Raw genomic sequence first — 20,202 nt, 5'->3', positions numbered from 1 at the left:
CGTTATTCATCATCGCCTCCGGTTTTGGCCGTATCCTGGCGCTGATTCAACACTTTCGCGTCCATCAGGCTGCGGGCAATAGTACCGATATTGCCAGCTCCCTGGGTAATTACCATATCACCGTCCTGCAAAATCGAGGCGAGAATATCCGGTACCTGCTCTGCCGAACTCACATAGATAGGCTCTAAGGCGCCACGCGAGCGAATGCTGCGCGTCAGAGATTTTGAGTCGGCATTGACCACGGGCTCTTCACCTGCGGCATAAACATCTAACAGGATCAGGGCATCAACCTGTGACAGTACCTCAACGAAATCCTCATAGAGATCGCGGGTACGACTGTAGCGGTGCGGCTGGAACATCATCACCAGGCGCTTTCCAGGCCAACCATTGCGCATTGCTTTAATGGTGGCATCGACCTCACTCGGATGATGACCATAATCATCCACCAATTGCATTTCCCCCTGCGTCGTAGTCAGGGTGCTGAGAAATTCAAAGCGACGGCCAATTCCCTCAAATTGCTTTAATGAAGCAACAATGGCTTCATCGTCAACGCCTTCATCGGTGGCAACGGCTATGGCGGCCAGGGCATTGAGAACGTTATGACGTCCCGGCAGGTTCAAGGTGATCTGCAAATCGGTGCGATCCTGGCGGTGCACGGTGAAACTCGAGGTTTGCGAGCGTTGTTGATAATTACTGGCGCGCACATCCGCATCCGAGGAAAAACCATAAGTGGTTGTCTGGCGGGCAATACGCGGTAACAATTCCCTGACCACTGGGTTGTCAATGCAGACCACCGCCAGACCGTAAAACGGCAGGTTATGTAAAAACTCGATATAGGTATCTTTGAGTTTCTCAAAGTCGCCTTCATAGGTTTCCATGTGATCGGCATCAATATTGGTCACCACCGACACCATAGGTTGCAGGTGTAAAAATGACGCGTCACTCTCATCGGCCTCAGCCACCAGGTAACGACTGCTGCCAAGACGAGCGTTGGTGCCGGCACTGTTAAGCAGGCCGCCAATCACGAAGGTAGGATCGAGTTCACCCTGAGCGAGAATGCTGGCAATCAAGCTGGTGGTAGTGGTTTTACCATGGGTACCGGCTACGGCAATACCATGGCGGAAACGCATCAGCTCGGCCAGCATTTCCGCACGGCGTACTACCGGAATACGTTGTTTTTTCGCTGCCAGTAATTCGACATTTTCAGCATCGATTGCGGTCGAAACGACGATAACACTCGCCCCTTCGATATTCGCCGCATCATGGCCAATGGAGATATGGGCACCGAGTGAAGTCAGGCGGTTAACAACCGCATTGACACCGATGTCCGAGCCCGTTACCTGATATCCTTCATTGAGTAGGACCTCGGCGATACCTCCCATACCGGCGCCACCTATACCAACAAAGTGAATCACTTTTACGCGGCGCATTTCAGGAATGTGGGCTGTTAATTGTTTCATACGTGTACCAAAGATTGACAAATTTTACTTACCTGTTCGGTTGCATTGGGTCTGGCCGCTGCACGACTGGCTTTACTCATATTACTGAGGTTATGTTCCGAGCTGAACATACCAAGTAACTGCTGCGCCATATTAGTCGGCGTCAATTGCGATTGCGGCAACAGTTTTGCTGCCCCTGCAGCGACTAAAAACATAGCGTTCTTAGTCTGGTGATCATCGACCGCATGGGGAAGCGGAACAAAAATAGCGGGTTTACCTGCCAGAGCCAGTTCGGACACGGTTAATGCCCCTGAGCGACAGATTACCACATCAGCCCAGCGATATGCCTCTGCCATATCATCAATGAACTCGCTAACCTGAACTGTCTGTGGATCAATGGCTAACTTGTTATAAGCGGCTAACACAGCATCTTGTTTACCGGCACCGGTTTGATGCCATATTTGAAGCGGTTGACTGTTAAGTTGAGCTATCGCCGCCGGCACGGTCTCGTTCAGGGCCTGGGCACCAAGACTACCTCCCACCACCAACACTCGCCGTTGTGGAGACTGCGATGGTGTTTGATTTAGCGCCAGAATATCCGCTCGTACCGGATTACCGACAACTTCCACCGTCATTTTTGAGGCAAATGCACCAGGGAAAGCGGCCAACACTTTGGTTGCGATTTTCGCCAGCAGACGATTGGTTAGCCCGGCAGCCGCATTTTGTTCATGCAGCACCAGTGGAATGCTCCGAATTCGCGCAGCAACCCCGCCTGGCCCGGATGCATAACCGCCCATACCCAGTACCACATCTGGTTTTACCTGATCGATAACCGCAAGCGACTGTTGTACTGACTTAATAATTTTTAATGGCGCATGCAGTAATGAAGCAACGCCTTTGCCACGCACGCCTTCTATATTAATGAAGGATATATCATAACCATATTTAGGAACGACATTGGCTTCCATACGGGTTGGTGTCCCCAACCAATGCACTTGCCAGCCCTGCGCCTTAAGATAATCGGCTACTGCCAGGCCCGGAAAAATATGGCCACCGGTACCGCCAGCCATAATTAATATCGTTGGGGACTTAGTCATCGTTGCCCCCTTTTTTATTACTCGTTTCTGTTGCCAGCATTCGTAACTCAAAATCTATCCGCATTAACACCACAATTGCCAGCGTCATTACCAGCATCGAGCTGCCACCATAACTGATTAACGGCATCGTCAAACCTTTAGTTGGGAACACTCCGGAGCTGGCGCCGACATTTACGGCGATTTGAAAACTCATCCAAATACCGATGGCATAGGCAAAATAGCCTTCAAAATATCGTTCGTTCATTAGCGCCCGATTGCCGAGCAATAAGGCTTTAATAACCAGAGTCAGGCAAATTAATAAGATTGCCAGGATACCGATAAAGCCAAACTCTTCGCCAATGACCGCCATCACGAAATCGGTGTGCGCTTCCGGTAGGTATTCCAGTTTCTGAATGCTGTTACCCAGCCCCTGGCCAAAGGTCTCGCCGCGGCCATAGGCCATTAACGACTGAGTTAATTGATACCCTTCATCAAATGGCCGCTCCCAGGGTTCCATAAATGCAGTAATTCGTCGCCATCGATATGGGGACACCACAACCAGGGCGGCAATCCCGGCAAAGCCTGCGACCATTACTGCCAGAAACTGCCAGAGCTTAGCACCCGCAAGGAACAACAGGCCGATGGTGGTAATAAACATAACAACCGCGGTGCCTAAGTCCGGCTGCATTAACAACAGGAAACCAAGCAGACCAAGCACCAGTAACGGCTTAAAGAACCCTTTGATCTGCTCTTTGATCTCATCTTTTTTGCGCACCAGATAGGCCGATAAATAACAAAAGAAAAACAATTTTGCCGGTTCTGCCGCCTGGATATTGAAAGGGCCCAGGGCAATCCAGCGGGTCGAGCCATTAACACTGCGACCAATAATTAACACCGCCACCAATAATGCGATGGCCAGCAATAGCAGATAGCCACTTGCCTGGTGCCATTGTTTCATCTCAACGTTCAGGGCGACAGCAGCCAGGCACAAACTAACCAGGATATAAAAGCCATGACGTAAGACAAAGTGAAAAGGATTATCATAAAGACGTTCAGCTACCGGCATCGATGAGCTGGCAACCATGATCATGCCGATTAAATACAGGCATAATGCTAACAACAGCAGGCCTCGGTCAAAGCTGGTTGGTTTACTGCTAACACCTCGCACACTCAGCCATTGCCCCCAGGAAGCAACCGGTAACGGTAAGGACGAACTTAGCTTAGACATAGCTTGCCTCCTTAACCAGCGTGGCAAATTCTTCGCCTCTGGCCATATAGTTGGGGTACATATCTATGCTGGCACAGGCAGGAGATAACAGCACCATATCGCCAGGACGGGCAATGGCCTTTGCCCGGGCGACGGCTTGTGCCATCGAGTCCACAACGAGGGTACCCGGCTTCAGGGCCGCCAGGGAGTTCTTATCTTTACCCAGGGTAATTAAGGTTTTTACTTTTTCTGCCAATATCGGTTGCAGAGGTGTGAAGTCGGCGCCTTTGCCATCCCCTCCGGCAATCAGGATTAACCGCTCCGCCCTATCGGCAAGCCCTTCTATCGCCGCTAACGTCGCGCCGACATTGGTTGCTTTTGAGTCATTAATCCAACGCACGCCGTCTGCGGATGGAATCAGCTGACAGCGATGGTCAAGGCCTTTAAAAGTCTGTAAACCGGTTAGCATCGCCGTCATCGGCCAACCAAGCAATTTACCAAAAGCCAAAGCGGCCAGACAATTGGCCCAGTTATGCGCACCCTGCAATGGCAAATCATCGACGGCTAGCAAACACTCACCGTCAAAAGCGAGAAACACCTTGTCATCAACCTGCAAGCCAAATTGATTGGCTTTGGGTGAATTAAGGCCAAAGCTTATTGCCTGCCCCTGATTATCACCAGGCCAAGTCAAATCGTCATCGCGGTTAAACACCCAACGTTCACTCATCGGGTAAATGCGTTGCTTGATCTGCTGGTAGTTTTCTAATGTTTTGTGGCGGTCCAGGTGGTCATCACTAATATTAAGAATGCCGCCTACTTCAGCCTGCATGGTTGACAGCGTTTCCAGTTGAAAGCTGGACAGTTCAAGAATGACTACGTCGGCTTCGTGGTCGATGATATCGAGTACCGGCAAGCCAATATTGCCAGCCAGTATTGCGTTGATGCCACAAGAGCTTGCCAGATGCGCCAATAAACTCACCACCGTGGACTTGCCATTCGAGCCGGTAATAGCAACGATGGGTTTTTGGTTTACCCGGACAAACAGTTCCACATCACCAATGAGTTGGCAATGCTCGCTCATTGACTCGCTGATCAGAGGTTGCTGAATATCAACACCAGGGCTGGCGATCACCACATCGCTAATTGCCAGGCGCGCCTGATCCCAGCCACCCAGCACCACTCCCTGACAATAGGGCAACGCCAACGCTTGTGCCGAGGCGGCAACACAGGGGCGTGAATCGAGTATGGTAAACGTTATCTGATGACGGTTTAAAAACCGGGCACAGGACAAACCGGTAGCCCCCAGCCCAAGGATGGTGACCTGCTTGTTGTTTAAAAAGTCTAATGCCGTCAGAGTCATCAATTATGCCTGCAATTATCTCAGCTTCAGTGTCGCCAAGCCAATCAGCACCAGGACGATAGAAATGATCCAGAAACGCACGATAACGCGCGGCTCAGGCCAGCCCTTTAATTCGTAATGATGATGAATGGGTGCCATACGAAAGATACGCTGACCGCGCAGCTTGTATGAACCAACCTGTAAAATCACCGACAGAGTTTCGACGACGAATACTCCGCCCATGATGAATAAGACAATTTCCTGTTTTACCAGCACGGCGATCACTCCCAGAGCCGCGCCGAGTGCCAGCGATCCCACATCTCCCATAAATACCTGTGCCGGGTAAGTGTTAAACCACAGAAAACCCAGTCCGGCGCCAACAATTGCTGTACAGACGATCACCAACTCACTGGCTTCACGTAAATGTGGCAGGTGGAGATATTCAGAAAAATTCAGGTTACCGGTAACGTAGGCGAATACCGCAAACGCGGCAGCCACCAATATGGTTGGCACGATCGCCAGGCCATCGAGGCCATCGGTCAGGTTTACCGCATTCGAGGTACCGACAATCACCAGATAGGCAAAGACAATATAAAACATTCCCAATTGCGGCATTACATCTTTAACAAATGGGATCAGTAACGATGTCTCGGTCGGCGAAGCTGCCGTCGCGTATATAAAGAAAGCGGTAAGTAGTCCAACCACCGTTTGCCAGAAATATTTCCAACGGGCGATCAGACCATTCGGATCTTTACGAATTACCTTGCGATAATCATCAACAAAACCGATCAAGCCGAAGCTGATGATGACAAACAACAGGATCTGCACGTAACGATTGCTAAGATCTGTCCACAATAGAATACTGGTGACAATCGCCCCCAGGATCAGGATACCACCCATGGTTGGGGTTCCGGATTTTGATAAGTGGCTTTGCGGGCCATCGTCCCGAACCGTCTGCCCTATCTGCATGCGTTGCAAGGCGCGGATCAGCTTGGGCCCAAAATACAAAGACAATCCCAGCGCCGTCAATGTACTGACGATGGCGCGGAATGTTAAATATGAAAATACGTTAAAAACGCTAAAATACTGGGTAAGATATTCACCCAACCAAACTAGCATGATGCTCCCCCTGTTGCTGAACTGCGACGCCAGTTGGCGATATCAGCAACGACTAATTCCATTCGCGCACTGCGCGAACCTTTGACTAAAATTGTGGTTGGCTGTGTTTTCTCGTCGAGCAATTGCTTGACATAATCGAGCAATAATTCACGGGATGAAAAATGACGGCCTCGTTGCTCATAGACATCCGATGTTGACTGACTCAAAACCCCAAGGGTAAGGAGGTTATCAATGCCTTTTTGTCTGGCGTACTCGCCAATTTCCTGGTGATAAATACGGGCATCTTCACCAAGTTCGGCCATATCACCAAGTATCAATATGGTACGACCCTGGTAACCGGTTAATAGTTCCACCGCTGCTCGTGCCGATTCAACATTGGCATTATACGTATCATCAATCAGGGTTAATTGCCCCGGCAGCTGTTGCAGGTTTAATCGACCTTTCACCGGTTGCATGCCTTCCAGTCCCTGTTTGACCTGTTCAAAGTTTGCGCCCATCGCGATACACACCGTCGCCGCGGCGACCGCATTACTGACATTATGCAGTCCTGGTAGCGGCAAACGAATGGCGATCGACTGGTTATCACCATTGAGGATGAATGATGCACATCCGAGCGGGTCGACCTGGATGTCACTGGCAAAATAATCCGCCTGCTGCTGATTTTCGCTACCAGAGAAGGTTTTTACGGTTTTATCCTGTAACCGCCACAACCACTTATCCGCATATGGCGTATCAAAGTTATACACGCCGACACCGATTTCACCGAGGCCATCAAAGATTTCCCCTTTCGCCCGGGCGACGCCATTAAGATCGCCAAACCCCTCCAGATGCGCAGCGGCAATATTATTGATCATCGCCACATCCGGTTTTGCGAGGTTGGTGGTATAGGCAATCTCCCCTAAATGATTGGCACCTAGTTCGATAACCGCGTATTCATCACCTTCGCTCAGGCGTAACAGGGTCAAGGGTGCACCGATATCATTATTAAAATTACCCGCTGTCGCTAACACCTTGCCCAATTGCGATAATATCGAAGCAGACATTTCCTTGACGGTGGTTTTGCCATTACTACCGGTTATCGCCAACGTTTTTGGATTAACCCGGGCTTTGACCAAGGCACCAAGCTGGCCGAGCGCCTTGTGGGTATCGGCAACAATAAGCTGAGGAATGGATAGCTGTTGCTGCTTTTCAACGATAACCGCGGCACATTGTGCCTGCTCAGCCTGCTCGATAAAGTCATGAGCATCAAAATTTGGACCTTTGAGGGCGATAAATAAATCCCCCTCGGCTAACTGCCTGGTATCGGTACTTACCGAATTAATCTGTATATCTGCCCCAAGTAAGGTTGCATCCAGGTGCGCGGCGATTTCGGATAAGGTTAACGTAATCATTTATGACTCCCCGGCAAAATAATCTGCCACTACGGCGCGCTCATCATAGTCGATACGCTGTTCGCCAATAATCATATAATCTTCATGGCCTTTACCGGCCAGCAATACCATGTCCTGTGGTCCCGCCTGGGACAGGGCAAACGTCACCGCCTGGCGACGGTCAAGAATCACTTTGGCTTGCTCCGGTTTCTCTAGGCCACTGATAATGTCATCAGCAATTGCCTGTGGTGACTCCGACCTGGGATTGTCGTTGGTAATAATCAGGTGATCCGCGTATTGCTGGGCGGCTTTTGCCATCAACGGTCGCTTGCCTTTGTCTCGATCACCACCACAACCAAACACCACCCATAACTGGCGGGGATTATGATAACGACAGGCCTGAAGCGCGTTTTCCAGTGCATCTGGGGTATGGGCGTAATCAACCACGGCGGTGGTGGTATTAACGCCTGCAAATGCTTCCATGCGTCCAGCTACGGCTCGTAGCTTCTGACTGGCAAGGACTAATTGCTGAAGGCTGATACCAGAAATTAATAGCGCGCCAAAACAGGCGAGTAAATTATCGACATTAAATCGTCCCAGTAGCGGCGTATCGATAACCGCCTCCCCCCAACTGGAAACAATGCTGAAGCTCAGTCCCTGGGGATGGCAATGGATATCACTTGCCACTACGTAGTGCGTAAGATTAACAAACTGCTCTTGCAAGCTGGCTAATGACTGGCGCGAGGAGACCAACACGGTGCTGATATCACGATTGGCATTGCCCAGGTAACCCAGGGTTTGCCTATCATCGGCGTTCATCACCCAACGTTGCCTGCCATTGTCGACAAACAATTTTCCCTTCGCATCGGCATAGGCCTGCATGGTGCCGTGATAGTCGAGGTGATCCCGGCTCAAATTGGTAAAAATGGCAACATCGACTAAGTCGGGCTGCAGGCGTTTTTGCTCAAGCGCATGACTCGAAACTTCCATGGCAACATTAGCAATCGCCAATTGTTTAAAATCGGCTAACAAAGACTGTAGCAGGGTTGGTCCAGGCGTGGTATTGGCAATATCCCGCAGGTTCTGTAATGGGCCTGCGCCCAGCGTACCGATAATGGCGGCTGGAGTGTCGGCGTAATTCAGGATCTGTGCGATTAATTGACAAACGCTGGTCTTACCGTTGGTGCCGGTCACTCCATAAACGGTCATATCGTTGGCCGGATATTGATAGTAAGCGCTGGCGATTTCAGCCAGAGATTGACCAAGCTGATAAAACTCAATCGCCGCCACCGATCTTGAGGTGCCCTGCAGCCAACGCAGCTGGCCGTGCCCGGACTCGTCATCGATATCAATGAGAATCAGTTGCGCACCGGCAGCGATCGCCGCCTCAATATAAACATGCCCCTGCGACAGGGTGCCACGTACCGCGGCGAAAATATCCCCTGGCTGTACTTGTCTCGAATCATTAACAATATGTCTGGTGCCCTGATCGAGCTTAGGATCCTGGCGGATACCAAACTTACCCAAGGCCGAGGTAATGGAATAAGCAGCTACATCACCCATTGCTCACTCCTGTAACGTCTGTTTGCGTCGTCAGCTGTTCAACAGCATCGGGCGCGATATTTAAATAACGCAGTGTTCCGGCCATTACTTTTGAAAAAACCGGAGCTGCGATTTCTCCGCCATGGTACAAGTCGCCAGCCGGTTCATCAATAACCACGACCACGACAACCTGCGGATCGGATACCGGCGCGATACCAGCGAATAGCCCCCGGTAGTCATTACCATAACCACCGATACCACTTTTTATTGCTGTTCCGGTCTTGCCCGCTACCCGATAACCTTCAACTTTTGCACGCCAGGCACCGCCATCACTGACCACCTGCTCGAGCATCGACAATAGCGCACGGGCATTTTTTTGTGAGACCACCCGCTCACCCTGGTTAAATTCCGGATCTTTTAATACGGATAGGGGGCGTTTTATGCCACCATTGGCAACCGTCGCATAAAAGCGAGCCAATTGCAGCGGACTGATAGCCAGCCCGTATCCGTAAGACAAGGTCGCTAATTCGAACTTTGACCAACGACTACGATCCGACAACATGCCCGGGGTTTCCCCAATTAAACCGGTACCGGTATCCTCAGAAAATCCCATTTCAAAAAACTTGCCGATAAAGTAATCCTTCGGCATGTCTAACGCAAGTCGCGTACTGCCCATATTGGAAGAATTTTTTAAAATATCTGCCAACGTCTGCTCACCATAAGCCCTGGGGTCTGAAACGCGGCGACCACCGATACGCATTGTTCGTCCGGTTTTGATAACGGTATCCTGGTTGGCACTGCCAAATTCCAGTGCACTCAATACCGTCAACGGTTTCATTGTTGACCCTGGCTCAAATACATCGGTAATGGCACGGTTACGAAACCGGTGTGGTGCCACACCGCTGCGATTATTCGGATTAAAGGACGGGGCGTTAGCCAGTGCCAGGATTTCGCCGGTATGGACATCAGCCACAACCACCGAGCCTGAATTGGCTTTGAAAGATTTAATGCCGGCGATTAACTCACGATAAGCCAGAGCCTGAATTCGCTGGTCGATGGACAGAACAATATCCTGTGGCTGTTTCGCTTCCTGCTCATCAAGGATTTCAATCGGATTACCCTTAGCATCTTTGCGATACTGTTTTTTCCCTGACTCACCGGTTAGCACATCATTATAGACTCGTTCCAGCCCCTCAATGCCCATGTCATCAACGTCGGTAAAACCGATCAAGTGGGCGGTAATTTCACCGGCCGGATAAAATCGCTTTGACTCTTTGCGCAGGTGAATACCCGGAATTCTCAGTTCCTTAACATAATCGGCGATAGCGGGATTAATCTGCCGGGCAAGATATACGAAGCGGCGTTTTGGGTTGGTGCCGATGCGTTGTTTTAAAGTAGAAAGGTCCATACCCAGCACATCGGCCAGCGCCTGCAGGCGACGGGTCTGGCTTAAACCATTTTTCTCGATGACGTATTTTGGATCGGCATAGACGGTTTGTACTGGCACACTGACCGCAAGTTCCTCGCCATGACGGTCAGTAATCGAACCACGATGGGTATCTTTGGTCGCCGTTCTTAAGGAGCGCAAATCCCCCTGAGCCTTGAGCATATCTGGCTCAATCACCTGAATGTAAGCAGCGCGGGCTATCAGGCCTAAAAATACCAAAGAAATGCCGCCGACTACCAGATTAAACCGCCAGGGAATAATCGTTGGCCGATAGTTATCTTTGTTCTTTTTCGGTTTCCTTGCCGTCATGGTATTTTTATTATTTTTTCGTCTTTTGCCAAAGGCCTGGTCATCATCAAAAAGCCCTGGGCTTTTTGTTCTATTTCACTGTGCTCGGCCAGCGCGCTTTGTTCGAGAATCAAATTGCGCCACTGCATATTAAGCCGGTCTTTATGACTGAGCAATTCATCAAGCTCGGTCGTGGTCTGGCGATTTAAGTGGGTAAAATAAATCACCGCAAACGCCGACAGTAACAAAGCAAACATCAATCCATAGGTGAACTTGTGCTCATAGATGTCTTCCCATATCTGTCTGCCAAGCCCTGGCTTTCGCTCTGCCATGCCAACTCCGTTGATTATTTTTCTAGTCGTTCCGCGACTCGCAGTACCGAACTTCTTGAGCGAACATTTTCCTCTACTTCACTCTTGCCCGGTTTCTGCTTACGGCCAACCAGGCTCAGTTTTTTACCTTTTTGCAGTTCCTGTTCTGCGATCGGCAGGCCTCGTGGTACCTGCTTGCCCTGGCTATGCTTCTTCATAAACTGTTTCACCAGTCTGTCTTCCAGGGAATGGAAACTGATAACCACTAACCGACCACCACTTTTGAGTACATCCAGTGCAGCCGCTAAGGCGGTTTCAATTTGCTCAAGCTCGCTATTAATGTATATGCGAATGGCCTGAAAACTGCGGGTTGCCGGATGTTTCTTAATCTCGCGCTGGGGCGCTGCGGTGGCAATAATTTTCGCCAGTTGTGACGTCGTTGTAATTTCCTGCTCAGCGCGGGCATCAACAATAGCGTTAGCAATACGCCAGGCATGCTTTTCCTCGCCAAAGGTACGCAATACCCAGGTAATATCTTCGACGTCCGCATGCGCAAGCCATTCGGCAGCCGTCTGACCTTTGCTGGTATCCATACGCATATCCAATGGGCCGTCTTTCATAAAGCTGAAACCACGGCTGGCATCATCAAGTTGTGGCGAGGAAACACCAAGGTCGAGGAGGATGCCATCAACCTGGTTAACTAGATCTAAATCATTGGCAATACTTGCCAGTTCAGCAAAGCCGTTGTGGACAATCTGAAAGCGTTTATCATCGGCATATTTTTGCGCCGCTTCGATCGCCGTTAAATCGCGATCGATTGCCACTAAGCGTCCATTGTCGCCAAGGTGATTGAGAATCAGACCAGAATGGCCGCCACGACCAAACGTACAATCGATATAGGTACCGTCTGGTTTGATTGCCAAACCATCAATGGCTTCCTGCAACAGGACCGAAATATGTGTAAATTCTTGAGCCATATTACAGTGAAAAATCCTCTAACCGTTCTGTTAATTCAAAATCGCCCGACTGAATGCTGGCGATCCCTTGTTGCATCTGCTGCTGCCAGCGCTGCTCATCCCAGATTTCAAATTTATTGAACTGACCGACCAGCATGCAGGCTTTGTTAAGATTTGCGTGTTCGCGCAATACCGGACTGATCAGCAAACGACCATTTTTGTCCATATCACATTCGGTTGCATTGCCCAGTAACACCTGTTGAAACATACGCTCTTGCGGGATCATGCTCGATAATCGGGACAGCTTTAATTCGATCTCTTCCCATTCGGCTAATGGGTAAAGAAGTAAACACGGGTTCTGGATGTCTACGGTGCAAACCAGTTTTCCTGAAAAATCCCCACACAAAACCTCACGATACCGGGTAGGTATTGTGAGTCGGGATTTGCTGTCCAGGGTAACCTTGTTTGCGCCTCTAAACATAAGCCTTTTTTTATTCGTTAATATGGGCTAATTCAATTTCACTATAGTAAAGATCACACAAAGATCCACTTTTTTCCACTTTTTCCCACATTTGCACAGTTTAGTGATAAGGGTAAAGGACTGTCAAGCTTGATAGGCAATTAAAAACCCGTGTAAAAATGCCGTAAAAATGGGCGGTTTCGAGAAGTTTTTGAAATTATGGAGTTTTGTCAGATCACTAAGGTTAAATCAGGATCTTGTGCGTAAAAACCTTAGCGATTTTATCAGAAAAGCCGTCGTAGAGTCATTGAAGATTACGTTAAATTACAACTTAACAGCGATGTAATAAGGCGACAGGCGTGCACAACTGCAATTCAGCACAAGCTTGTCGGAATGAGCAAGGTGTTCAGGCCTTCATGTCTTCCAGCTCTTTACCTTTAGTTTCATGCACATACCTGAATACAAAGAAAGCGGAAAGGATTGCCCCTAAGGTGTAGAAACCGTATGCCCCCGCCAATCCGATACCGGTTAACATCACCGGGAACGATATGGTAATGGCAAAATTAGCCAGCCATTGCGCCAGACCGGCAATCGCCAGCGCCGAGCCACGCAGCTGATTGGGAAACATCTCGCCGAGCATTACCCACATTACCGGACCCCAGGAGAAGTTAAAGAAAATAACATAGAGATTGGCGCTGACCAATGCCAGGGTGCCATAGTCGCCTAATGCCAGCTTACCCCCCTGGCCAACGGTAGCATTGGCAAAAGCAAACACCATTAACGCCAGCGACACCGCCATGCCTGTCGAACCAATCAGCAAAATCGGCTTGCGGCCGATACGATCAATAAGCAATACGGTGACAATACAGGCAGCTATACTGACCGCCCCTGAGATCACATTAATCTGCAACGCATCAGACTCGGTAAAACCAACGGCCTGCCACAGCACCGCGCCATAATAAAACACCACGTTAATGCCAACAAATTGCTGGAATACAGCCAGGCCAATACCTATCCAGACCAGTGGGCGAACTTTGCCGGTAGCTTTATCGAGTAAATCGGCAAGACTGGGACGGTGATCAAACCTTGCCAGCGATTCACGAATGGTATTAAGGTGACTCTTGCCTTCTACCTCGCCGTAGAGTTTCACCAGTACCTGCTCCGCCTGGGCAAAGCGCTGTTTGATAATCAGGTAACGGGGACTCTCTGGTATCAACATCAACAGGATAAAAAATAACGAGGCGGGAATTAACTCCATCCAGAACATCCAGCGCCACGCCTGAAAACCCAACCAGAACTCGGCCGTAGACTGACCAGCCGTTTTAGCCAGGACGTAATTGCTGACGAATGCCAGAAACAAACCACTGATAATGGCAATCTGCTGAATCGTCGCCAGTGCACCACGCATTCTGGCCGGTGCCACTTCGGCAATATAAGCAGGCGCCAGGACACTCGCTGCCCCCACTGCCAGGCCGCCGATAATGCGATAAAAAATGAATTCGCCACTGCTCGCTGACATCCCGGAGCCGAACGCACTAACGATAAAACAGATTGCGGCAACAACTAACAGGGTTTTACGACCGAAAATATCCGCCAGCCTGGCGGCAAAAAACGCGCCGACCGCACAACCAAGCAACATACTGGCGACATTAAAGCCAGTACCAACACTATCGGAGTTAAACGCCTTTTGCAGCCCGTCTACCGTGCCATTGATAACCCCGGAATCGAAACCAAATAAAAAACCGCCAATGGTGGCAACGCAACTGATCAGTATGATAAAGCCAATATTTTCTTCCGGTTCAGCGATGGCTTGTTGGTTCACATTGACTTCCTCTTGGATTGACGGTGCCGAGCGACTACATACTCAACGGCTACGATTTATTGTAGTTGACAGTTTCGAGCCTGAAAAATAAGCATCTGTTTTCATAGCGTTCAAACGCTCGTTATGTTGTAACGAAACCGCCTGACACCGCAGCGACTCTTGTTAAGCCACTCGACCTGGTATCAATTCCAGTTCTATCTGTTCCAGGGATTTACTTTTGGTTTCAGGAAGTAAATACATTACCAGGAACAACCCAATGACAGCGAATATACCACAAAGCAAAAAGGTCATTGCTGTACCTAAATAGTTAATTTCCCAGGGAAACATTAACTGCACGGTAAAACTTACGGCAGAATTGATCAAGCCAGTGACGGCAATGGCAATGCCTCGCATATGATTGGGGAATATTTCCGCCAGCAACACCCACATCACCGGCCCTAAACTAACCGCAAATGACGCAACAAATCCGAGGATACCAAACAGTACCAGCTCGGGCTGAATATTAATCGCTGACTGAATTAACTTCGCTTCATTAACTTTAAATTCTCGCGGCGACAAAGATTCTTTTATCGCATCCTTAAAGGCAAGGTCATCTGCATAGTTAACGCCAACGACATGATCCAACTTGCTCGCCTCGATGGGCAACTGCGTGACCTGCTCTGCGGTTAATTGATAGGTTGCATTTTTAAATCCATAGGAAACAAGGCTCATACTGATAAAGATGCCGGTCAAGCCGACAATCAACAAAGGCTTACGGCCTACTTTATCAATGAGCAGCATCGCCACAACGGTAAACAAAACGTTGATAATACCGACCCAAATCGCCTGTGCAAAAGCGGCATTGGTGCCCACACCACTTTGTTCAAAAATGGTGGGAGCATAGAAATAGATCGCATTAACGCCGGTAATTTGCTGTACCACAGCAATGATGATGCCGATACTTAGTACCTTGCGCATTTTAGAAGAAAACAGCTCCTTGAAGCTATCTAGCAGCCGGGCCTTTTTGTGGTGTGACTTTTCCTCGATTTCAGCCATCTCATGGAGCATGGCGCGCTCACCATGTAACTGAATTAAGACCTGCCGGGCCTGCTCCTTCTGATTATTCAACGCCAGAAATCTCGGGCTTTCCGGGATCCGTGTTAACAGTAGCAGAAACAGTGCCGCAGGAATGACTTCGATGCCCAGCATCCAACGCCAGACGTTATCTGTGATACCCAGTGCAGTGGCCCATTCGCCTCCTTGCTGAGCAAGATTCAACAGATAGTAATTGGCAAAGTAAGCTGCAGAAATCCCTATGACGATGTTAAATTGATTTATCGAGATCATTTTCCCGCGGTGACTGGCTGTGGAAATCTCGGCTATATAGACCGGTGCCAGTACCAGTGAGGCAAAGGCGAAACCACCGAGCGTGCGCGCCGCAACCAAAACCCAGTAGCTGGATGCTAACGCTGAAAGCAATGCTGAAACCACATACAAACCGGCAATACTAAGCAGGACTTTTCGCCGACCAATACGATCACTTACTGTCCCCGCCACCAAAGACGCAATGGCCGCGCCCAAAGTGGGTACGCCAACCAGGAATCCCAATTGCCATTCGTTAATATCAAATTCAAGGGATACATAACTATTTACCCCGGATATGACTGACGCGTCAAAGCCGAAGACAAAGCCACCGAGGGAGACAATCAGAGCAATGGTAAAACTGGAGGGTAATGCTTTGGTCATGGTTATATTCTTATTGTTGTCTCGTTAACGCGCTCATCACTCAGTTGCACCCGGGCATGTCAATGCGCATATAAATTTTTATGTAGCCGTGGAATATTTAACCACAAACAGGCGGCCAAGTTAATCATTGGCTAAGCATTAACACCAGGTTACTGGATTATGCTTACCCATTCACCGATTACACCGCGATTGCACAACAATAACCTGTTCATATGATTAAACCAAGTGCGATCCTGTCATCATCCGTCAAATTCATCCCTCACCCTCCGCCGCCTGTATCTGGCATTAAGAATTAACAGGTAAGCTCGGCAACTCGTGACTTTTAAATAATTAAATATCAAGCCACATTACTGCAATGACATTAGCTGGTCTAATGTTCAATAAATTATCACCCGTTATTGGCAATCACACCTTAGTTCAGGTTAAGCTGGAGCAAATACTCGAAAAACCTTGTATGCCAGGCTGGCCATAACCTTAAGTGCTTGATTATAACTGCGGTGATAGTGACTTCAGCGGTTAACGTGCTAATATGCCGGCTTAGCATGCAATCATTGTTCGGTTCAATATCCGATAACTTTTATCCATACATTCAATTCAATACGTAAACTAAGGTAAGTAACAGATGACCTCGCGCAAACAATTAGCCAATGCCATCCGCGCTTTGAGCATGGATGCTGTACAACAAGCCAACTCGGGTCACCCGGGGGCCCCAATGGGAATGGCGGATATCGCTGAAGTACTATGGAATGACTTTTTAAAGCACAATCCACAGAATCCGAACTTTCCGGACCGCGACCGGTTTATCCTCTCCAATGGCCATGGCTCAATGCTAATTTATTCGCTGTTACACTTGAGTGGTTACGATTTACCGATGGAAGAGCTGAAAAATTTCCGTCAGTTACATTCAAAAACCCCGGGCCATCCTGAATATGGTTACACTCCAGGCGTTGAAACCACTACAGGTCCTTTGGGCGCGGGAATTGCTAATGCTGTAGGTATGGCGATTGCAGAAAAAACCCTGGCGGCGCAATTTAACCAAGAAGGTCACGATATTGTTGATCACTTCACCTACTGCTTCCTTGGCGATGGCTGCCTGATGGAAGGCATTTCTCATGAAGCCTGTTCATTAGCCGGCACCCTTGGCCTGGGCAAACTGATTGCGTTTTGGGATGATAATGGCATTTCTATCGACGGGCATGTTGAAGGCTGGTTTACCGACAATACCCCGGAACGCTTTAAGGCATACGGTTGGCATGTTATCGCTGATGTTGATGGTCACGATCCTGAAAAAATCAGCGCGGCAATTAAGCAAGCACAATCGGTAACCGATAAACCAACCTTAATCTGTGCGAAAACCATTATCGGCTTTGGCGCACCGAACAAGTCCGGTTCTCACGACTGTCACGGCGCACCATTAGGTGAAGAAGAAATTGCCGCTGCCCGGGATTTCCTTAACTGGCATGAGCCAGAGTTCGTCATTCCAGATGACGTCTATCAAGGCTGGGATCATAAAGATGCCGGTGCTCAGGCAGAACAAGACTGGCAGCAGCGTTTTGACGCTTATCGACAAGCACACCCCGAACTTGCCCAGGAATTTACCCGGCGTGTTATCGACAAAGCATTACCGAAAGACTTCAGCGCTAAAGCAGATGCCTTTATTGCCCAATGTCAGCAGCAGATGGCGAATATCGCCAGCCGTAAAGCGTCGCAAAACAGCATCGAAGCGTTCGCACCACTGTTACCCGAATTGTTAGGCGGCAGCGCCGACCTTGCCGGTTCCAACCTGACCTTATGGTCGGGCTCTAAAGCCATCAAAGCCGATGATGCCAGTGGTAATTACCTGTTTTACGGGGTGCGTGAATTTGGCATGAGTGCGATCATGAATGGTATCTCATTACATGATGGCTTCATTAATTACGGGGCTACATTCCTGATGTTTATGGAATACGCACGTAATGCGGTACGCATGTCAGCGCTGATGGGCATTCAAAACATATTCGTCTATACCCATGACTCCATTGGCCAGGGTGAAGACGGTCCGACCCACCAACCAGTTGAGCAACTGGCAAACTTACGAATGACGCCGAACCTGACCACATGGCGCCCATGTGATGCAGCAGAATCTGCTGTCGCCTGGAAAGCAGCCATCGAAAATCAGCAAGCGCCAACCGCGCTGGTATTTTCCCGCCAGGGCTTAACCCACCAGGCACGTTCAGATGAGCAACTAGCGAACGTCAGCAAAGGTGGCTATATCCTGATCGACAGCGAAGGCACACCGGATATTATTATCATTGCCACTGGCTCGGAAGTTGAACTTGCCGCCCAGGCTGTTAAGGCTCTGCAACAACAAGGCATCAATGCCCGACTGGTTTCAATGCCGAGCACGACCGTATTCGACCAGCAGGACAAAGCGTACCAACAGCAGGTTTTACCTGACCAGGTTATCAATGTCCTGGCCGTTGAAGCCGCGCATGTGGATTTCTGGCACAAATATGTCGGCAAACAGGGTGATGTGGTTGGCATGACCACCTTCGGAGAGTCTGCTCCTGGCGGGGTATTAATGGATCACTTTGGTTTTAATCTGGACAATGTTACCGCAAAAGCTAAGCAACTGATCGCCAACAACCAATAAAGGAACAAGGAATAAATTCTATGGCATTAAGAACCCAACTTCCTGGCTGGCAGGCGCTTCAGGTACAGGCAGAGAAAATGAAATCTGTGCATATGAGAGATATGTTTGCCGCCGATCAGAACCGCTTTGAGCGATTCTCCCTGTCATTACCATCACTGCTTTTTGATTATTCAAAGAACCTGATTGACGATGCGACGATGACGGCATTATTTAACCTGGCGCGCGAGTGCGACCTGGAAAACTGGCGTGAAAAAATGTTCCGTGGTGAACGCATCAATATCACGGAAGATCGTTCAGTCCTGCACGTCGCGTTGCGTAATCGCAGTGACCAGCCTTTAGTTGTTGATGGCGTCGACGTTCGTGCTCAGGTCCGGGCAGAATTGGAAAAAATGCGCGCCTTCTGTGAAAAAGTGCACAGTGGCGCCTGGTTAGGTTACACCGGTAAAACCATTACCGACGTGGTCAGTATCGGAGTTGGCGGCTCAAACCTTGGCCCGCAAATGACCACCGAAGCCTTGAAACACTATGGCGATGGCACGCTGAATGTTCATTACGTGTCGAATGTTGACGGCAACCAGATTGCCGATGTGCTTAGCAATATCGACCCAGAAACCGTGTTATTTGTAGTATCGAGCAAAACCTTTACCACCTCGGAAACCATGACCAATGCCAACACCGCGGTCAACTGGTTAATGGCGAGCGCCGCCGATCGCGCAGCGATCGCCAAACACTTTGTTGCCGTATCGACCAATACCGAAAAAGTCACGGCATTTGGCATTAGCCAGGACAATATATTCGATATGTGGGACTGGGTCGGTGGGCGTTTCTCACTATGGTCCGCTATCGGTTTACCCATTGCACTTTATCTAGGTTTTGACGCATTTGTTGAATTGCTCGACGGCGCACATCTGGTCGATGAACATTTTCAACAGGCTCCACTGGAACAGAATGTGCCGGTTATCATGGCATTATTAAGTCTTTGGAACTGTACATTTTTAGGGGCGCAGTCTCAGGCTATCCTGCCTTATGACCAGCCGTTACATCGTTTAACCGCTTATTTACAGCAAGCGGAAATGGAAAGTAATGGTAAGCATGTCAATATGTCAGGTGAAGTGGTTCCCTACCCAACCGTACCCACTATCTGGGGCGAAATCGGTATCAATGGTCAACATGCGTTTTATCAGTATTTACACCAGAGCAATAATATCGTTCCAGCGGATTTTATCGGTTCCGTGGAAAGTGTCGCCAATGTCGAAGGCCATCACGATATCCTGATGGCGAACTTCTTCGCCCAGTCAGAGGCGATGATGACCGGTGTTAACGAAGAGGAAATTCGCGCTGAACTGGCCGCTAAGGGCCATAATCAGAATTACATTGATAAAGTGGCGCCGCATAAGGTGCACGAGGGTAACCGGCCAACCAATACCCTATTGATGGACAAACTTGCCCCTAAAACGATGGGGATGTTG

At 49.3% G+C, this 20,202-nt stretch carries 15 protein-coding genes; 2 read left to right on the top strand and 13 right to left on the bottom strand.

The genetic code is table 11. From position 1 onward, the window contains the following. Positions 1-2: 2 nt before the first annotated feature. The 13 genes from murC to E8M12_RS00510 form a co-directional block, all read right to left on the bottom strand. On the bottom strand, positions 3-1,460 hold the full coding sequence (murC, locus tag E8M12_RS00570) for a UDP-N-acetylmuramate--L-alanine ligase (protein ID WP_136734125.1): 1,458 nt from the start codon (positions 1,458-1,460) through the stop codon (positions 3-5). Then, positions 1,457-2,536 (bottom strand): undecaprenyldiphospho-muramoylpentapeptide beta-N-acetylglucosaminyltransferase, encoded by a 1,080-nt coding sequence (gene murG / locus E8M12_RS00565; protein WP_136734124.1) that lies wholly within the window; start codon positions 2,534-2,536, stop codon positions 1,457-1,459. The genes murC and murG overlap by 4 nt, the downstream gene beginning before the upstream one ends. After that, positions 2,529-3,743, bottom strand: a complete 1,215-nt coding sequence (gene ftsW / locus E8M12_RS00560; protein ID WP_136734123.1) for a cell division protein FtsW — start codon at positions 3,741-3,743, stop codon at positions 2,529-2,531. The genes murG and ftsW overlap by 8 nt, the downstream gene beginning before the upstream one ends. After that, positions 3,736-5,082, bottom strand: coding sequence for a UDP-N-acetylmuramoyl-L-alanine--D-glutamate ligase (gene murD / locus E8M12_RS00555; protein ID WP_136734122.1), 1,347 nt, complete (start codon positions 5,080-5,082; stop codon positions 3,736-3,738). The genes ftsW and murD overlap by 8 nt, the downstream gene beginning before the upstream one ends. A 15-nt stretch (positions 5,083-5,097) precedes the next feature. After that, positions 5,098-6,180 (bottom strand): phospho-N-acetylmuramoyl-pentapeptide-transferase, encoded by a 1,083-nt coding sequence (gene mraY / locus E8M12_RS00550; protein WP_136734121.1) that lies wholly within the window; start codon positions 6,178-6,180, stop codon positions 5,098-5,100. Beyond that, entirely contained in the window at positions 6,174-7,571 is a 1,398-nt protein-coding gene (locus E8M12_RS00545; protein ID WP_136734120.1) for a UDP-N-acetylmuramoyl-tripeptide--D-alanyl-D-alanine ligase, read from the bottom strand. Before E8M12_RS00545 ends, mraY begins: the two co-directional genes overlap by 7 nt. Next, positions 7,572-9,113 carry a UDP-N-acetylmuramoyl-L-alanyl-D-glutamate--2,6-diaminopimelate ligase gene (locus tag E8M12_RS00540; protein WP_136734119.1) on the bottom strand — a complete coding sequence of 514 codons (1,542 nt, stop codon included), beginning with the start codon at positions 9,111-9,113 and terminating at the stop codon, positions 7,572-7,574. It lies immediately after the preceding gene. Then, positions 9,106-10,848 (bottom strand): peptidoglycan D,D-transpeptidase FtsI family protein, encoded by a 1,743-nt coding sequence (locus E8M12_RS00535; RefSeq protein ID WP_136734118.1) that lies wholly within the window; start codon positions 10,846-10,848, stop codon positions 9,106-9,108. Before E8M12_RS00535 ends, E8M12_RS00540 begins: the two co-directional genes overlap by 8 nt. Then, positions 10,845-11,159 carry a cell division protein FtsL gene (gene ftsL, locus E8M12_RS00530; RefSeq protein WP_136734117.1) on the bottom strand — a complete coding sequence of 105 codons (315 nt, stop codon included), beginning with the start codon at positions 11,157-11,159 and terminating at the stop codon, positions 10,845-10,847. Before ftsL ends, E8M12_RS00535 begins: the two co-directional genes overlap by 4 nt. A 14-nt stretch (positions 11,160-11,173) precedes the next feature. Further along, entirely contained in the window at positions 11,174-12,115 is a 942-nt protein-coding gene (gene rsmH, locus E8M12_RS00525) for a 16S rRNA (cytosine(1402)-N(4))-methyltransferase RsmH (RefSeq protein ID WP_136734116.1), read from the bottom strand. A gap of 1 nt (position 12,116) precedes the next feature. Then, a complete protein-coding gene (gene mraZ / locus E8M12_RS00520) occupies positions 12,117-12,575 on the bottom strand; it encodes a division/cell wall cluster transcriptional repressor MraZ (protein WP_136734115.1) in 459 nt (152 codons plus the stop codon). A 385-nt stretch (positions 12,576-12,960) separates the two neighbouring features. Next, complete coding sequence (locus E8M12_RS00515) at positions 12,961-14,361, bottom strand: sugar porter family MFS transporter (RefSeq protein ID WP_136734171.1); 1,401 nt, start codon at positions 14,359-14,361, stop codon at positions 12,961-12,963. 177 nt (positions 14,362-14,538) lie between these two features. After that, positions 14,539-16,101, bottom strand: a complete 1,563-nt coding sequence (locus tag E8M12_RS00510) for a sugar porter family MFS transporter (protein ID WP_136734114.1) — start codon at positions 16,099-16,101, stop codon at positions 14,539-14,541. A 622-nt stretch (positions 16,102-16,723) separates the two neighbouring features. Between E8M12_RS00510 and tkt the strand changes: the two genes are divergently transcribed. Next, entirely contained in the window at positions 16,724-18,733 is a 2,010-nt protein-coding gene (tkt, locus tag E8M12_RS00505; protein WP_136734113.1) for a transketolase, read from the top strand. A gap of 20 nt (positions 18,734-18,753) precedes the next feature. Further along, on the top strand, positions 18,754-20,202 hold a 1,449-nt coding region (gene pgi, locus E8M12_RS00500; protein ID WP_136734112.1), incomplete at its 3' end, for a glucose-6-phosphate isomerase.

This window comes from Thalassotalea mangrovi, assembly GCF_005116735.1.
Taxonomy (GTDB): domain Bacteria; phylum Pseudomonadota; class Gammaproteobacteria; order Enterobacterales; family Alteromonadaceae; genus Thalassotalea_A; species Thalassotalea_A mangrovi.
Note: the sequence above shows the minus strand (reverse complement) of the source record. Positions and strands in the feature narration are given on the sequence as shown.

Bases quoted from the DNA above. Each gene is read 5' to 3' on its own strand.
- murC (WP_136734125.1), bottom strand. From the start codon at position 1,460: ATGAAACAATTAACAGCCCACATTCCTGAAATGCGCCGCGTAAAAGTG.
- murG (WP_136734124.1), bottom strand. From the start codon at position 2,536: ATGACTAAGTCCCCAACGATATTAATTATGGCTGGCGGTACCGGTGGC.
- ftsW (WP_136734123.1), bottom strand. From the start codon at position 3,743: ATGTCTAAGCTAAGTTCGTCCTTACCGTTACCGGTTGCTTCCTGGGGG.
- murD (WP_136734122.1), bottom strand. From the start codon at position 5,082: ATGACTCTGACGGCATTAGACTTTTTAAACAACAAGCAGGTCACCATC.
- mraY (WP_136734121.1), bottom strand. From the start codon at position 6,180: ATGCTAGTTTGGTTGGGTGAATATCTTACCCAGTATTTTAGCGTTTTT.
- E8M12_RS00545 (WP_136734120.1), bottom strand. From the start codon at position 7,571: ATGATTACGTTAACCTTATCCGAAATCGCCGCGCACCTGGATGCAACC.
- E8M12_RS00540 (WP_136734119.1), bottom strand. From the start codon at position 9,113: ATGGGTGATGTAGCTGCTTATTCCATTACCTCGGCCTTGGGTAAGTTT.
- E8M12_RS00535 (WP_136734118.1), bottom strand. From the start codon at position 10,848: ATGACGGCAAGGAAACCGAAAAAGAACAAAGATAACTATCGGCCAACG.
- ftsL (WP_136734117.1), bottom strand. From the start codon at position 11,159: ATGGCAGAGCGAAAGCCAGGGCTTGGCAGACAGATATGGGAAGACATC.
- rsmH (WP_136734116.1), bottom strand. From the start codon at position 12,115: ATGGCTCAAGAATTTACACATATTTCGGTCCTGTTGCAGGAAGCCATT.
- mraZ (WP_136734115.1), bottom strand. From the start codon at position 12,575: ATGTTTAGAGGCGCAAACAAGGTTACCCTGGACAGCAAATCCCGACTC.
- E8M12_RS00510 (WP_136734114.1), bottom strand. From the start codon at position 16,101: ATGACCAAAGCATTACCCTCCAGTTTTACCATTGCTCTGATTGTCTCC.
- tkt (WP_136734113.1), top strand. From the start codon at position 16,724: ATGACCTCGCGCAAACAATTAGCCAATGCCATCCGCGCTTTGAGCATG.